Source organism: Streptomyces sp. NPDC127595 (assembly GCF_042671685.1).
Lineage (GTDB): Bacteria > Actinomycetota > Actinomycetes > Streptomycetales > Streptomycetaceae > Streptomyces.
Genome location: NZ_JBHXWK010000008.1, coordinates 35,828 through 50,629, shown reverse-complemented (window position 1 = coordinate 50,629; position 14,802 = coordinate 35,828). Strand labels below are relative to the sequence as shown.

Genomic DNA, 14,802 nt, shown 5'->3' with positions numbered 1-14,802 from the left:
GGGGACAAGAATCGCCTCCGGGGCCCGCCACGCGCGGCGCAACGACCCTCTGGCAACGCGGCGTTCACTCGGATGCCGCCGGGGCTCGCCAGGGTGCGGTCGTTATCAGCCAACTCCTCAGAGAGGGCGCCATGACCACACAGGCAGAGAAAACGGACGGGGCGACGCAGCCTTTCGAGGGGGTCAGCCGTCGGCACGCGCTGGGCCTCCTCGGTACGGCGGGGGCCGGCGCGGCCGTCACCCCGTTGCTGGTAGCCGGTACGGCGCAGGCCGCTCCGCTCGCCGCCCCGGCCTTCCAGCTCACCGCGGACTCGTCCGGCGCGCCCCCGGTGCAAGGCCTGCACCTGACCTTCGGGGCGGATCCGCGCACCCAGATGACGGTGTCGTGGATCACCGACAGACCGGTGACCAAGCCCGTGGTGCGCTACGGCACGCTGGAGCACGGCTTCGGCTCGAGCGCCAAGGCCCGGACCGTCACCTACGTGGACGGCACCTCCAGCCGTACCGTCTACGTCCACCACGCGGCGCTGGACCGGCTCACCCCGGACACCGACTACCTCTACCTCGCCACGCACGAGGGGGCGACGCCCGACAGCGGTACGTTCCGCACCGCTCCGCGCGGCCGGAAGCCGATCACCTTCACCAGCTTCGGCGACCAGTCCGCCCCGCAGGTGACCTGGGCGGCCAACGGCACGGTGGCGCTGGACGCGAACTCCACCCCCGCGACGAAGGACATCGTCACCGGTATCGAGCAGGTCGCCCCGCTCTTCCATCTGCTCAACGGCGACCTCTGCTATGCCAACCTGGACGTCGACCGGGTGCGGACCTGGAACAACTTCTTCACCAACAACACCCGTTCCGCCCGCTTCCGCCCCTGGATGCCGGCGGCAGGCAATCACGAGATCGAGAAGGCCAACGGCCCGATCGGACTCGGCGCCTACCAGACCTACTTCGACCTCCCCTCCACCGAGACCGACGCCGAACTCGCGGGCCTGTACTACGCGTTCACGGCCGGTTCCGTCCGGGTGATCGTGCTGCAGAACGACGACAACTGTCTCCAGGACGGCGGTGATGTCTACATCAGCGGCTACTCCGGCGGACGCCAACTCGCGTTCCTGGAGAACGAGCTGAAGGCGGCCCGGGCCTCGCGCGACACCGACTGGATCGTCGTCGCCATGCACCAGGTCATGGTCAGCTCGACGGACGCGAACGGCGCCGACCTCGGCCTGCGGCAGAAGTACGGCCCCCTGTTCGACCGCTACGGCGTGGACCTGGTGCTGTGTGGACACGAGCACAACTACGAGCGCTCGCTGGCCGTCCGTGGAGTCGTCAGCGGCACCGAGACGCTGACCCCCAACCCGGTCTCCACGGCCACCGACTCCATCGACACCGGGCTCGGCACCGTACACATGATCCTCGGCGGCGGAGGCGTCTCGGGGACCACGAACCAGAGCTTCTTCAAGGACGGCACAGGCAAGGTGATCACCTCCGTGTCGGCGACCGCCGGCTCCAACGGCAAGCGCACCTCCATCTACACCAAGGAGGAAGCGCTCTGGATCGGCGTCCGGGACACCGAAAACCCCTACGGCTTCGCCGCGTTCACGGTCGACCCCGGCCGGCATGCCGGTGACACCACCCGTATGCACGTGACCTACTACAACGTGAACAAGCCGAACGGCGAACTGTCGGTGTTCGAGAACTTCACACTCCACCGCCGGCGATCCGACGGTCCCACCAGGTGAGTTCGGCTGCTCACCGATCCGGGGAATCCCCGCCGGGCCGCAGCCAGGTGGTCAGGGCCCACCACCAGTGCAGCGTGCTCAGCGGCCCGGAGCGACTCTCCGCCGGGGCGTCGGTCAGTGATTCGCCGGTGATCTGCTGGAGTCGGCCGAGCCGGTAGCGGACGGTGTTGGGGTGGGTGAACAGGGCGGTCGCGGTCTGGTCGAGACGGCGGCCGTTGTCGAGGAAAGTCAGTGCGGTGAGGGCGAGTTGGCGGTGGAAGGCGTCCGACTGATCGAGCCCGTTCAGGAATCGCGCGCTCAGTACGGAGCCCAGTAGCGGCTGGTCCGCCAGGGCGATCTCGGCGGCGAAGTCGGTGAGGTCGTACAGTCCGTGCCGGCCCTGCCGGCGGCCGATGTCCACCGCGCGTACGCACAGCCGGTAGAGCGGGCGGAGCTCGTTCAGGGGAGCGGCCGGAGAGACGACGACAAGGGCGGTCGCCTCGATCTCCTCGCGTGCGGGCGTGCGGGGACACAGGCCGACAAGCCTCCCTTCGACCAGCCCGAAGGTCCCGCGCGGCGCGGCGTGCCGGCTCATCGGCGGACGCGTCCGCGCGGGATCACCCATGTCCCGGACCAGGCAGTGGTGTTGACCGTCGGGGCGGATGCCGGCCCGCACCAGTTCCTCGGCGGACGGGGTGACTCCGCCGACCAGTAACTGCCGCAGAATCCGGGTGACGGCACCGAGCGGCTCGTGCGGCGTGCCCCGCTCCGCGGCACGGTATCCGTTGATCACATGACGCTCGACCGCGTCCCCGTACTCCTTCAGGCGCATGACCATCGTGAGCAGCGCGCCGTCGGACACCCCGTCGGACCGGCAGCGGTCGACCATGATCTCTGTGGTGCGGGTGAACGCCGCCTGGAGGCCCTGCAGTACGGCGGTCATCGGGATGCCCTGGCCCGCGCGGTCGGCGCCGAGCAGCAGGGCGGCGGTGAAGTCCTGCTCCTCGACCCGCTCGAAGGTGTCGAACCAGGCATCGGCCGCGCGGATCATGGCGCTGACGTGCGAGCGGGTCTCCGCCTCGGCGAGCCTGGCGAGCTCGGGGGACCGGTCTCTCGCCGCGTCGACGAGCGCACCGCACACGTCCACATCCACGACCATGCTCCGCAGGATCCCGGCCACCGAGTCGTGCTCGTCGGCGACGTTCACGATCCCCCTCTCCGTCCAGGACTGTCACCGGACCACAACAAAGCGGTGGAGCGTTGGAGCCGGGCTCCTACCACACCGCTGTCATCGACTGATTTCCTGAGGGCTACCGAAGGTAACAGGACAGCTGTCGCAGTAACACCCTCCGCGTCGCCATGCCCCGCGCATCTCTTCTGGAAGGCAGCCCATGGAGAACTCAGCGACGCCGTCGGGCGTCAGCCGTCGGCACGCCCTGACCGTGGCGGGAGGCGTACTCGCCGGTGCCGCCCTCACGGCGAACGCGTCGTCGGCCTTCGCGGCCGGGTCCTCGGACGCGGACGCGATCGTCGTCGGCGGCGGCCTCGCCGGTCTCGTCGCGACGGCGGAACTGGCCGCAGCGGGGCGCAGGGTACTGCTCCTCGACCAGGAGCCCGAAAGCAACCTGGGCGGACAGGCGTTCTGGTCCTTCGGCGGTCTCTTCCTGATCGACTCCGACGAGCAGCGGCTGATGGGCGTCAAGGACTCCCGCGAACTGGCCTGGCAGGACTGGCTCGGCACGGCCGGCTTCGACCGCGGCGTCACCGATCCCGGCGGTCAGGACTACTGGGCGCACAAGTGGGCCGAGGCGTATGTGGACTTCGCCGCGGGGGAGAAGCGGTCCTGGCTGTACGAGCTGGGCGTGCGCTGGTTCCCGATCGTCGGCTGGGCCGAGCGGGGCGGCGGCCTCGCGGACGGCCACGGCAACTCGGTGCCCCGCTTCCATGTCACCTGGGGGACCGGTCCGGCCGTGGTCGAGCCGTTCGAGAAGAAGGTACGGGCGGCGGTCGCGGCCGGGAAGGTGACGTTCAAGTTCCGGCACCGCGTCGACGAGGTAGTCACGACAGGCGGCGTCGTGACCGGCGTACGCGGGGCGGTACTTGAGCCGAGTTCCGCCGCGCGCGGCAAGGCCAGTTCCCGCACGGTCGTCGGGGACTTCGAGCTCAGCGCCCCGGTCGTGATCGTCACCTCCGGAGGCATCGGCGCCAACCACGATCTCGTACGGCAGAACTGGCCGGCCCGGCTCGGCACCCCGCCCAAGTCCATGATCACCGGTGTGCCCGCATACGTGGACGGCCGGATGCTCGCGATCACCGAGAAGGCGGGCGGGCGGATCGTGAACCCCGACCGGATGTGGCACTACACCGAGGGCCTGCGGAACTACGACCCGATCTGGGCCAACCACGGCATCCGCATCCTGCCGGGACCGTCGTCGATGTGGTTCGACGCCACCGGCAAACGCTTCTCGGCGCCCGACCTCCCCGGCTACGACACCCTCCACACCCTCAAGTCGATCACCGCCACCGGCTACGACTACTCGTGGTTCGTCACCACCCAGAAGATCATCGCGAAGGAGTTCGCGCTGTCCGGTTCCGAGCAGAACCCGGACCTCACGAACAAGGACATCCTGATGCTGCTCTCGCGCATCTGGCAGACCCCGGAGCCGATCGAGAGGTTCAAGAAGAACGGCGTCGACTTCGTCGTCGCCACGACACTCTCCGAACTCGTCCGCGGGATGAACAAACTGACCGGCGACGGCCTCGTCGACCTGGCCGATCTCCAACGGCAGATCGAGGCGCGGGACCGGGAGATCGACAACCCGTACACCAAGGACGTCCAGGTCATGGGCATCCGCAACGCCCTCTCCTACCCCGGGGACTCACTCAGCCGCACCGCGGCGGCCCACAAGATCCTGGACCCCAGCGCGGGCCCGCTGATCGCCGTACGCCTCAACATCCTCACCCGCAAGACCCTGGGCGGCCTGCAGACCGACCTCTCCGGCCGGGTCCTGGACGCGGGCGGCGCCCCCGTTCCCGGTCTGTACGCGGCCGGTGAGGTCGCCGGATTCGGCGGCGGCGGAGTCCACGGATACCGCTCCCTGGAGGGCACCTTCCTGGGCGGCTGCCTCTTCTCCGGCCGCCAGGCGGGCCGAGCGGCGGCGGCCGCCACCGCCTCCTGAGGCACCTTGAGCCCGCGAGGCTTCCAGAAGCCTTGCGGGCTCAACGGCGGCGACGCCTTCCGGCGTGATTGAGGCTGTCTGACGGTCAGTCCGCGATGGCGCTGACGTGCTCAGTTCGCCGGGTGGCCCGCGGTGATGTCGAGGGCGTCCTTGAGCGTCAGCAGGGAGGTGTGGTTGCCCGCGAGGTTTTCCGCCGCCTCCGGAGCGAGAAGGAAACCGACGTGGTCGCCGCCGTCGATCCGGTTCTCCACGCGGCCGACGAACCAGGCGGGGGCCTCGTCGAGAATCAGTGATCCGCCCGGTCCCGGATGCCACGAGGCGTTGGCGAACTTGTCGGTGCGGTCGCCGGTCTCGCCGCCGAAAAGGCGGGCCAACCGGTCCTGGTCACGGCGGAGAAGATGGACCGCGAGCCGTTCGGCGTGCTCGGCGACCCGGTACGTCCGGTTCTCTTTGGACAGCCAGACCATGAACCGTGCGGGCCGAATCGAGCACTGCGAGGCGAATCCCACCAGGCAGCCGGCTCTTTCCCCGTCGGCCTCCGCGGTCACGACGTACATCGGATAGTCGAGCAAATCGGTGAAGGGATCGAGATCGATCACGGAACTGCGCTCCCGCCTCGAGAGATCGGATGCCGAGCAGGCAGTCAACAGTTTGCTGCACCGAGTGCTGCGACGGACTCCTCGATCAACCTCGACCACGAGTCGCCCGGGACGGACTTTGCAGGGGGGACCACGGAAGGGTGAACGGGAAGGCACCCGGTGCACTGACCGGATGCCCCCCGTCCTACGGCCCTCAGCGCACGATGACCGCGGCGGTCCTCGCCGCACCGTCCGTCCAGCCGTACTGCCTGGCCGTGACCTTCGCGGTGATCCTGTGCCCCTTGTCGGCCTTCACCAGCAGGTACGTGGACTTGGTGGCTCCGCTTATGGTCTTGCCGTCGCGCATCCAGACGTACGTGTACGAGGCGGCCGTCGGCGACCAGGTGCCGTGGGCGGCGGTGAGCCTGTGGCCGACCTCGGCGGTGCCGGTGATCGCGGGCGCCTTGGTGGCTTTCAGGGCGGAGCCGGCCGCGACCGTGACGGTGGCCGAGGTGGAGACCGTCGACCCCGCGCCGTTGGCGACCGTGGCCCGGCAGGACAGTTTGTGCTTGTAGTCGGAGGCGGTCAGGGTGCGGGTCTTGCCGGTGGCACCCGAGATGACCGAGCCGTCGCGCAGCCAGGACCAGGCGACCGTGGCGCCGGTGCCGGTCCAGGCGGCGTTGCAGGTCACCTTGGAACCCGTACGGACGGTCCCGCTCAGCGCGGCCCTCGAGGTGATCGCCGGCTTGGTCAGCAGGGTCTGCCACTGGGCCGAGACCTGGCTCGTGTAGTCGCCGCTGCCCACGGCTTTGCGCGACAGGACGGTGGCCCGGCCGTCGGGGCCTGCGGCGACCTCGCCGTACAGCGCCTCCGTGCTGGAGACGTCCGGGACGGGCGTGCTGTTGAGGGCGGTCGCCTTGCTCCAGATGCCGTCGGCGCGGACCGCCCACTGGAGGTAGTGGTCGTTGCCGTTGTCGATGCTCGGCACCTGCGGCCAGACGACCTGGACGGTGCCGTCGGCGCCGATGGAGGCGTCCACGTCCCAGGTGACGTAACCGGTGGACAGCGTCTTCGGCGCGGACCAGGTGCCGGTGCTCGCGGAGCGGGTGACCGCACGTACGACCGTCTCGCCGTCGGCGCTGCTCCAGCCCACCCACACATAGGTGAGGTCGCCGTTGGGGCCGGTGAGCGGGTCGCTGCCGTCGCTGTAGTTGAAGGTTGACGCGACCACGGTCTGTACCTCGCCCCAGCTCGCGGAGGGGGAGGTCCGGGTGACCGAGCTCAGGTCGAAGCCGTTCCCGGCGGCGTTCGCGCCGTGCCACAGGACCGTGGTGGCGCCCTTGGCGTCCGACGCCACCTGGACGACACCGTCCGTGTAGCCCACACCGGGCAGCACGTCCGCCTCGCTCCAACTCCCGCCCGCCGTAGTACGGGTGGCGGTGAGGACGGTGTGCTGGTTGCCGTCGGCGGTCTGGTCGTAGACGTCCCACACCGCCGTGGCCGAGCCGTCGGGAGCGACGGCGAGCGCGAGGTCGTAGACGGAACCGGTGGTGACCGAGGCGAGCGGCTGGGCCGCGGACCAGGTGGTGGCGCCCGGGGCGCGGGTGGCCGTCATGACCTGGTAGTCGTTGAACTCGCCCTGCTGCCATAGGGCGGTGAGGGTGCCGTCGGCCGCCGAGGCGAGCCGGGGCAGGCCGAGCAAGGTGCGGCCCGAGTACGAGGCGATCGGTACCGGATCCGACCAACCGCCCTCCGCCGGGGTCCAGGTGGCGGCGACGGCGGCCAGGTCGCCGTCCACGCCCCTGCCGTCCACCCAGGTCACGACGGCCTGCCCGGTGGGCGTCACGGTCAGGACCGCCGGGGAGGTGCTCTCGCGGCCGGTGGCCAGGGTGTGGGAGGCGCCCCACGTGCTGCTTCCGGCGGCCTTGACGGCGACGTCGAAGTTCCAGTTGACGCCGTCGGCCGCCCGATCGCGCCACAGTGCGAACGTGGTGCCGCTGCCGGCGGTCTCGACGTCGATCAGGGTCTGCTGCCCGTCGGCGCCGGTCAGCGCGGTGGCGGCGCTCCAGGGACCGGCCGCCGTCGTGTATCCGGCGGCGGCCGCGGGGATCGCGGGGACCAGAGCGGTGACGGCGGTCACCGCGGCGGCGAGCGCCACGGTGGCGGCTCTCGGTCGGCGTATTCGAGATGTGCTCGGTGCCACGACGGCTCCTGTGTGAGGTGGGGTGTTGACGGCGGAACTCGACGTGGGGGGAAGTCCGGGGTGACAGTACTTGGCCTGGTGTAACGCCTGGTTGTTGGGGCGGTCTAGAAACGATCAAGGTTTCATCAGGAACGCGTGGCTTGGCTTCGCTCGGCAGGAACTCCGGCGGTATCGCGTGAGCGCGGTCCGGCTGCACCTGACCCCACGTCACATGCCGCCGGCCGTCACCCGCTCCACCATCGCCCTCACCAGCCCCGCGAACAGCGGGTGCGGGCGGGTCGGGCGGGAGCGCAGTTCGGGGTGGGCCTGGGTCGCGACCAGGTAGGGGTGGATGTCGCGCGGGTACTCGACGTACTCGACGAGCTTGCCGTCCGGGGAGGTCCCCGAGAACAGCAGGCCCGCCTTCTTCTCCAGCTCGGCACGGTAGGCGTTGTTGACCTCGTAGCGGTGCCGGTGCCGCTCCTCGACGTGCTGCCTGCCGTCGTACACCTCACGCACGAGCGAACCGTCCGTCAGGACGGCCGGGTACAGGCCGAGCCGCATCGTGCCACCCAGGTCGCCGTCGCCCGCGACGACACGGAGCTGCTCGGCCAGGGTCGAGACCACCGGGTACGGGGTCGCCGGGGCGAACTCGGTGGAGTTCGCGTCGGGGATGCCGAGGAGGTTGCGGGCCACCTCGATCACCACGCACTGCAGGCCCAGGCACAGACCCAGCAGCGGGACCTTGTTCTCGCGGGCGGACCGGATCGCCTCCACCTTCCCCGGCACGCCCCGGTCGCCGAACCCGCCGGGGACACAGACGCCGTCCACGTCCGCCAGCTGTTCCTTCGCCCCATCCGGGGTGGTGCAGTCGTCCGAGGTCACCCACTTGATCCGCACGCGCGCCCGATGGGCGAAGCCGCCCGCCCGCAGCGCCTCCGTCACCGACAGATAGGCGTCCGGGAGGTCGATGTACTTGCCGACCAGCGCGACCGTGACCTCGTGGTCGGGGCGGTGGACGCGGTCCAGGAGGTCGTCCCAGGTCGTCCAGTCCACGTCACGGAACGGCAGGTCCAGCTTGCGGACCACATACGCGTCCAGGCCCTCGCCGTGGACCGTCTTCGGGATGTCGTAGATCGAGCGGGCGTCGGGGCAGGCGACCACGGCCGCCTCCTCCACGTCGCACATCAGCGAGATCTTCCGTTTGATCGCCACCGGCACCTCACGGTCGCAGCGCAGCACGATCGCGTCCGGCTGGATGCCGATGTTCCGCAGGGCGGCCACCGAGTGCTGGGTGGGTTTCGTCTTCAGCTCGCCCGAGGGGCCGATGGCCGTCGACGACGAATTCCACCGCAGACTTCCGGAGCAGTTTCCGCAATTCCCCGGAGCGATGGAACTGTTCACGCGCGACCCCGCCCTGAGGGAACGCTCGGCACTGCTGAACGGCGCCCTGCAAGCCGCCTATTTCCTCATCGGCGCCAGAGCGGCGGGCCTCGCCGCCGGACCGATGAGCGGATTCGACGAGGACGGCGTCAACCGCGAATTCTTCCCCGACGGCCGGCTTTCCGCACTGTTCGTCGTGAACCTCGGCCGACCCGAGCCGGGTCCCCGCACCCGCGGTCCACGACTGGCGTACGACGAGATCCGTACGACGCTATGGGCGAACGACGCTATGACGGGCGCCGGACCGTCTCCCGGTACCAGCGGCCCCACTTGTCCAGGTCCTCGGTGATGGAGTCCAGGCTGTGGCCGACATCCGTCAGCGTGTACTCGACACGTGGCGGTACCTCCCGGTGGACGGTCCGGGTCACCAGACCGTCCGTCTCCAGCTCCCTCAGCTGCCTGGTCAGCATGCGCTGGGTGATCGGCACCAGCGCCCGCCGGAGTTCCCCGAAACGGAGAGTGCCCGGAACCAGCTGTTTCAGGATGGCCAGTTTCCACCGGCCCCCGAGAATCTCCATGGCGAACTCGACCGAGCAGTGATCCGGCGATTCCTCGATATCAGAACGCACCGCTGACCTCCATTGGTATACCGAGTGGCACTAGGGGACATTAATGACCGTACTTGCGCCCCGCGTTGATGCATACGGAAACTGAGGATATGTTGAAAAGGGACGTGTCCGCACCGGTGCGGACACCCAGGGAGACCGCCGCACCGAACAGGCGCTGGCTGGTGCTGGCCGTGGTCTCGGGCAGCCTGCTGCTGTGCGGGATCGACCTGACCGTGCTGCATGTCGCCGTGCCGAGCATGAGCCGCGATCTGCACCCCAGTGCCGCGCAGTTGCTGTGGATCGTCGACGTGTACTCCCTGGCACTCGCCGCCCTCCTCGTGACGTGCGGGACGCTCGGGGACCGCGTCGGGCGGCGCAAGATGGTGCTGAGCGGCTTCCTCGCCTTCGGTCTCGCCTCGACCGCCTGCGCCTTCGCGACGTCGACCGGGCAGCTCATCGCCGCCCGCGCCGCGCTCGGTGTGGCCGCCGCGATGATCATGGCCTCGACGGTGGCGATCATCCGCGTCGTCTTCACCGACGACCGGGAGCGGGCCCTCGCGATCGGCGTGTGGACCTCCGCGCACAGCGTCGGGGCCACCATCGGACCGCTGGTCGGCGGGATCGTCGCCGAACGATGGGGCTGGGGTGCGGTGTTCCTCGTCAACGTCCCCGTCATCGTCGTCATCCTGGCCGTCGGAGCCCGTGTCATCCCCGAGTCGAAGAACCCCGTGCCACGCCGCTGGGACGTGGCCAGCGTGGTGCTGTCCGTCACCGGCTTGGCGGGCGTGGTGTACGCGCTGAAGCAGGCCGGCGAGCACGCCGGGGTGGACCCCGTGATCGCCGTCACCGCACTCGGCGGGGCCGCCCTGCTCTACGTCTTCGTGCGCCGCCAACGACGGCTCGCGGAGCCCCTGTTGGACTTCTCCCTCTTCGGCGAGCGCCGCTTCACCACCGCCACCCTGTGCGTCATCGGCTGCTTCGGCAGCTATGTCGCCCTCCTCTTCTTCCTCACCCAGTGGCTCCAGCAGGTCGGCGGCTACTCGCCGTTGCGCGCCGGGCTCGCCCTGATGCCGCTGGCCGCCGCCAACGCGGTCGGTGCGGTCACGGCGCCCTGGGCGTCGGCCCGTTGGGGCAACCGCTGGTCGCTCACGGGGGCGCTGGTCCTCTTCGCCGCCGCCTACGCCGCGATCGCGGTCGTGGGGGACACCGCGCACTACGGGATGCTCCTGCTGCCGCTGCTGTGCGCCGGGTACGGCGCGGGGATCGTGATGACCCTGGGCGCCGACTCGATCATGAGCGCCGCGCAGCCCGAGCGGTCCGGGGAGGCCGCCGCCATCCAGGAGACGTCCTTCGAACTCGGCGCGGGCCTCGGCGTCGCCGTCCTCGGTACCGCGCTGACCGTCGTCTACCGCACTGGCTGGCCCGAGCTGGCGGGCGTGAGCGCCGGGGACCGGGCCCACGCCGAGGAGTCGTTCTCCGCCGCCGAGGACGTCGTCGAGCGCCTGCCGTCGTCCACCGCCGACGCCGTCCTCGACGCGGCCCGGCAGGCGTACGACCACGGCTTCACCGTCGTCGCGGTGATCGCGACGGTGGTGCTGGTCGGTACGGCGGTGATGGCGGCCGTGATGCTGCGGCCCAGGGAGTCGCAGGGCACCTGACCACAAGTCGACTTATCCGCCTCGCCCGGCCGTCGACAGCAGGCCCGTAGCCCCCTTCCCGACCGCCTCCACAAGGCGGTTGCTCAGAGCCAGTCCCGCCGCTTGAAGATCACGTACAGACTGGTACAGACGACCGCCATCAGGACGATGGCGAAGGGATATCCGAGCACCCAGTGCAACTCGGGGATGTGCGTGAAGTTCATGCCGTAGATCGTCCCGACCAGGGTCGGAGCGAAGAGAATGGCGGCCCACGAAGAGATCTTCTTGATCTCCTCGTTCTGTTCGAAGCCCGCCTCCGCCAACGCGCGCATTTCGGCGTTCTGTTGCTGGGTGACGAGGGTTGCGTTGACGGTGAGGATGTCGGTGAGGGCCTGGCGGAAGCCGTCGACCTGTTCGCTGGTGTGGGTGACGTGGTCGGCGACGTCGCGGAGGTAGCGCTGGAGTTCCTCGTCCGTGCGGTACTTGGAGAAGCCGGCCATCAGGGCGTGCAGCATGCCGACCAGGGGGCGGGTGGCGCGCTGGAACTCGACCATTTCCCGGGAGAGTTCGTAGATACGGCGGGACACCTTCGGGTCGCCGCGGAAGACCTCGGTCTCGATCTCGTCGATGTCGTTCTGGACGCCGAAGACGACCGGGACGTAGCCGTCGACCACCGAGTCGAGGATCGCGTAGAGGACCGCCTCCGGGCCGAGCTTCAGCAGCTCCGGGGTGTCCTCCATACGGCGGCGCACCGCCGAGAGGTCCGGTGCCGCGCCGTGCCGGACCGTGATCACGAAGTCGGGGCCCACGAACACGTGCAGTTCGCCGAAGTCGACCTCCTCCAGCGCGTCCACATAGCGCGCTGCACTCAGGACGACGAACAGCGTCTCGCCGTACCGCTCCAGCTTCGGACGCTGGTGCGCCTCCATCGCGTCCTCGACGGCAAGCGGGTGCAGGTCGAACTCGGCTGCCAGGGAGTGGAGTTCGGACTCCGTCGGGCGCGCAAGGCCGATCCACGCCATGCCGTCCGGCTGCTCGCGCAGCTCGCGGAAGGTGTCGGCCAGGGTCTCCGGGGTCGCGACGCGCACACCGTCACGGTAGAGCGCCGCCTGTACGACGCTGTCGGCGTCGGCGGGTTCCGGCGCCGCCGGGTCGGGGCGAGGCGCCGGCGGCTGGGCGGGCGGCGCGGCCGGTGGGGTGAGGGCGCGTCGCCACACGGATTTCCTGGCGCCCTTCGAGGCCGGGCGTGCGCGTCGCTCGGACATCGCGGCTGCCTCCCCTGTCGTCTGTCGTCGAGTGAAGCGTCAAAGAGTGGAGCGTCTTTGTCGTCGAACGTGCGTCCCTGTGATCACGGAGCAGGATATACGGGTCAAATGTCCGTGGCTTGGGGGCGGGTCACCCCCGAGGTGCGGATTACCCAAGAAATGAGGACAGAACCTGTCCGCAAGTCCCGCTAACGTGCGGAGCATGACGAAGAAGACCTCCGCGGCCCCCGTGCTCGGCCCCCGCGCCCTCAACCGCGCGACCCTCGCCCGGCAGCTTCTCCTGCACCGGTCCTCCCTCGGTGCCAAGGACGCCGTCGAGCACCTCCTCGGCCTCCAGGCGCAGAACGTCAAGCCGCCTTACTACGCGCTGGCCGCCCGGCTGGAGGGCTTCGCCCCGGAGGCGTTGTCGCAGCTCATGGCCGACCGCGAGGTCGTCCGCCTCGTCACCATGCGCTCCACCATCCACACCCACAGCGCCGACGACGCCCTCACGCTGCGCCCGCTCGTGCAGGCCGCCCGCGACCGGGAACTCCACCAGTTCCGCAAGGGGCTCGAAGGCGTCGACCTCGACCGGCTCGCCTCCATCAGCCGGGAGCTGGTGGAGGCCGAGCCGCGCACCATGAAGCAGCTCCGTGAGGCACTGCTCGCAGAGTGGCCGGACGCCGACCCGTTCGCGCTCTCGGTCGCCGCCCGCTGCCGGCTGCCACTCGTCCAGGTCACCCCGCGCGGCCTGTGGGGCCGCAGCGGCCAGGTCACGCTCACCACCGTCGATCACTGGCTCGACCGCCCGTCCGAGCCGGCGCCCGCCCCCGACGCGACCGTCCTGCGCTACCTCGCCGCCTTCGGGCCCGCCTCCGTCAAGGACATGCAGACCTGGGCCGGCCTGACCCGGCTGCGCGAGGCCTTCGAACGGCTCCGCCCCGAGCTGGTCACCTTCCGCGACGGATACGGCGTCGAGCTCTTCGACCTCCCCGACGCGCCCCGCCCGGACGCCGACACCCCGGCCCCGCCGCGATTCCTCCCCGAGTTCGACAACCTGTTCCTCTCGCATGCCGACCGCTCCCGGCTGACATCCGCCGCACTCAAGGGCCGGACGTGGAAGGGCAACCAGGCGTACTGCGTGCTGCTCGTCGACGGTTTCCTGGCGGGCGTATGGCGGCAGGAGGCGGAGGTCCTCACGATCGAACTCTTCGGCACGCTCACGAAGTCGCAGCGGAAGGAGGTCCTGGAGGAGGCCGAGCGGCTGATGGAGGTGATGGGCGGCTCGTCGTCCACCTCGGACATCCGCTTCGGGACGGTCGTCAGGTGAGGCCCGGTGACGACCGGTCACCGACGAGCCAGTCCCAGCCCGTCGCCGACGAGGCTCAGTCCCGCCCCGTCACCGCGACCGTCACTCCCAGGCCGATCATCGTGCAGCCGCCCGCCCCGCTGATCAGCGACAGACGCCGGTCCGAGCGGGCGAACCAGGTACGCGCGGCCGACGCGGTCAGGCCCCACAAGGTGTCCGTGACGAGGCCGATGGAGATCGGGATCAGACCCAACAGGAGCATCTGCAGGGGTAGTTCGCCCGCCGAGGGGTCCACGAACTGGGGGAGCACCGCGGCGAAGAAGACGATGCCCTTGGGGTTGGTGACGCCGACCAGGGCACCGTCCACGACCGTGCGCAGATCGCCGCGGGCCGGGGTGGTGTCCCGCGTCGTGATCGCCGAGGCGTTCAGCTCCTTGCGGTGCCGGAAGGCCTGCACGCCGAGGAACACGAGGTACGCGGCGCCGGACAGCTTGACCGCCAGATAGACCGTCATCGAGCGTTCGACCAGCGATCCGATACCGAAGGCCACCGCGACGACCAGCAGGTACGAGCCGACGACATTGCCGAGGGCCGTCGCCACCGCGGTGCGCCGGCCGTGCGCGAGCGCTCGCCCGATGACGAACAGCACGCTCGGTCCCGGGATCACGATCACCAGGAGCGACATCGCGGCGAAGGCGAGGAAACGGTCCGTGGACACCATGGAGGCCATTCAAGCAGGCCGCCTCCGGCGAGGGTCAGCCGAATCCCGCCGCGGTTCCCGACAGGCGTATGCCCGTCGGCGGTTCCGGCTGTGGGGGAGGCCGGCCGCCGACGGGCAGGTAGTGGATGGGGGGCGTTGCGGGCCGCTCGTGGAGGCCCGCCACCCCCCCCCGCGTTTACCAGAGGGGGGGTGAGGCGGGCGTTTGGGACGGCGAAATTTAGTACATGCGAGCGAGGAGTT

Annotated in this window: 11 protein-coding genes and 1 pseudogene; 5 read left to right on the top strand and 7 right to left on the bottom strand. The window is 70.0% G+C overall.

Going from position 1 to position 14,802, the window contains the following annotated elements:
- Nucleotides 1-131: 131 nt before the first annotated feature.
- Nucleotides 132-1,742: a purple acid phosphatase family protein gene (locus ACFVKT_RS25135; RefSeq protein WP_385735134.1), complete on the top strand. Its 1,611-nt coding sequence runs from the start codon at nucleotides 132-134 to the stop codon at nucleotides 1,740-1,742.
- 10 nt (nucleotides 1,743-1,752) lie between these two features.
- On the opposite strand, the gene ACFVKT_RS25130 is transcribed toward ACFVKT_RS25135, so the two are convergent.
- Nucleotides 1,753-2,928: a PucR family transcriptional regulator gene (locus ACFVKT_RS25130; protein WP_385735132.1), complete on the bottom strand. Its 1,176-nt coding sequence runs from the start codon at nucleotides 2,926-2,928 to the stop codon at nucleotides 1,753-1,755.
- A 184-nt stretch (nucleotides 2,929-3,112) separates the two neighbouring features.
- Here ACFVKT_RS25130 and ACFVKT_RS25125 point away from each other — a divergent pair, with 184 nt between their 5' ends.
- Nucleotides 3,113-4,900 (top strand): FAD-binding dehydrogenase, encoded by a 1,788-nt coding sequence (locus ACFVKT_RS25125; RefSeq protein WP_385735130.1) that lies wholly within the window; start codon nucleotides 3,113-3,115, stop codon nucleotides 4,898-4,900.
- Between the two features lie 110 nt (nucleotides 4,901-5,010).
- Here ACFVKT_RS25125 and ACFVKT_RS25120 read toward each other — a convergent pair whose 3' ends face one another.
- From ACFVKT_RS25120 to ACFVKT_RS25110, 3 genes and pseudogenes are all read right to left on the bottom strand, one after another.
- A complete protein-coding gene (locus ACFVKT_RS25120; protein WP_385735128.1) occupies nucleotides 5,011-5,499 on the bottom strand; it encodes a flavin reductase family protein in 489 nt (162 codons plus the stop codon).
- A gap of 193 nt (nucleotides 5,500-5,692) precedes the next feature.
- Entirely contained in the window at nucleotides 5,693-7,681 is a 1,989-nt protein-coding gene (locus ACFVKT_RS25115) for a hypothetical protein (RefSeq protein WP_385735126.1), read from the bottom strand.
- 207 nt (nucleotides 7,682-7,888) lie between these two features.
- Nucleotides 7,889-8,989 (bottom strand): annotated as a pseudogene (locus tag ACFVKT_RS25110) (CTP synthase); the annotation flags it as partial.
- Here ACFVKT_RS25110 and ACFVKT_RS25105 point away from each other — a divergent pair.
- Nucleotides 8,925-9,392: a hypothetical protein gene (locus ACFVKT_RS25105; RefSeq protein WP_385735721.1), complete on the top strand. Its 468-nt coding sequence runs from the start codon at nucleotides 8,925-8,927 to the stop codon at nucleotides 9,390-9,392. The pseudogene ACFVKT_RS25110 and the gene ACFVKT_RS25105 overlap by 65 nt on opposite strands.
- Here ACFVKT_RS25105 and ACFVKT_RS25100 read toward each other — a convergent pair.
- Complete coding sequence (locus ACFVKT_RS25100) at nucleotides 9,331-9,672, bottom strand: winged helix-turn-helix transcriptional regulator (protein WP_385735124.1); 342 nt, start codon at nucleotides 9,670-9,672, stop codon at nucleotides 9,331-9,333. The genes ACFVKT_RS25105 and ACFVKT_RS25100 overlap by 62 nt on opposite strands.
- 104 nt (nucleotides 9,673-9,776) lie before the next feature.
- On the opposite strand from ACFVKT_RS25100, the gene ACFVKT_RS25095 reads away from it, so the two are divergent.
- Entirely contained in the window at nucleotides 9,777-11,309 is a 1,533-nt protein-coding gene (locus ACFVKT_RS25095) for an MFS transporter (RefSeq protein ID WP_385735122.1), read from the top strand.
- Between the two features lie 83 nt (nucleotides 11,310-11,392).
- On the opposite strand, the gene ACFVKT_RS25090 is transcribed toward ACFVKT_RS25095, so the two are convergent.
- Nucleotides 11,393-12,553 (bottom strand): magnesium and cobalt transport protein CorA, encoded by a 1,161-nt coding sequence (locus ACFVKT_RS25090; RefSeq protein WP_385735120.1) that lies wholly within the window; start codon nucleotides 12,551-12,553, stop codon nucleotides 11,393-11,395.
- A 202-nt stretch (nucleotides 12,554-12,755) separates the two neighbouring features.
- Between ACFVKT_RS25090 and ACFVKT_RS25085 the strand changes: the two genes are divergently transcribed.
- Nucleotides 12,756-13,862: a winged helix DNA-binding domain-containing protein gene (locus tag ACFVKT_RS25085; protein WP_385735118.1), complete on the top strand. Its 1,107-nt coding sequence runs from the start codon at nucleotides 12,756-12,758 to the stop codon at nucleotides 13,860-13,862.
- A gap of 55 nt (nucleotides 13,863-13,917) precedes the next feature.
- On the opposite strand, the gene ACFVKT_RS25080 is transcribed toward ACFVKT_RS25085, so the two are convergent.
- A complete protein-coding gene (locus ACFVKT_RS25080; protein WP_385735117.1) occupies nucleotides 13,918-14,562 on the bottom strand; it encodes a LysE family translocator in 645 nt (214 codons plus the stop codon).
- Nucleotides 14,563-14,802: the final 240 nt, after the last annotated feature.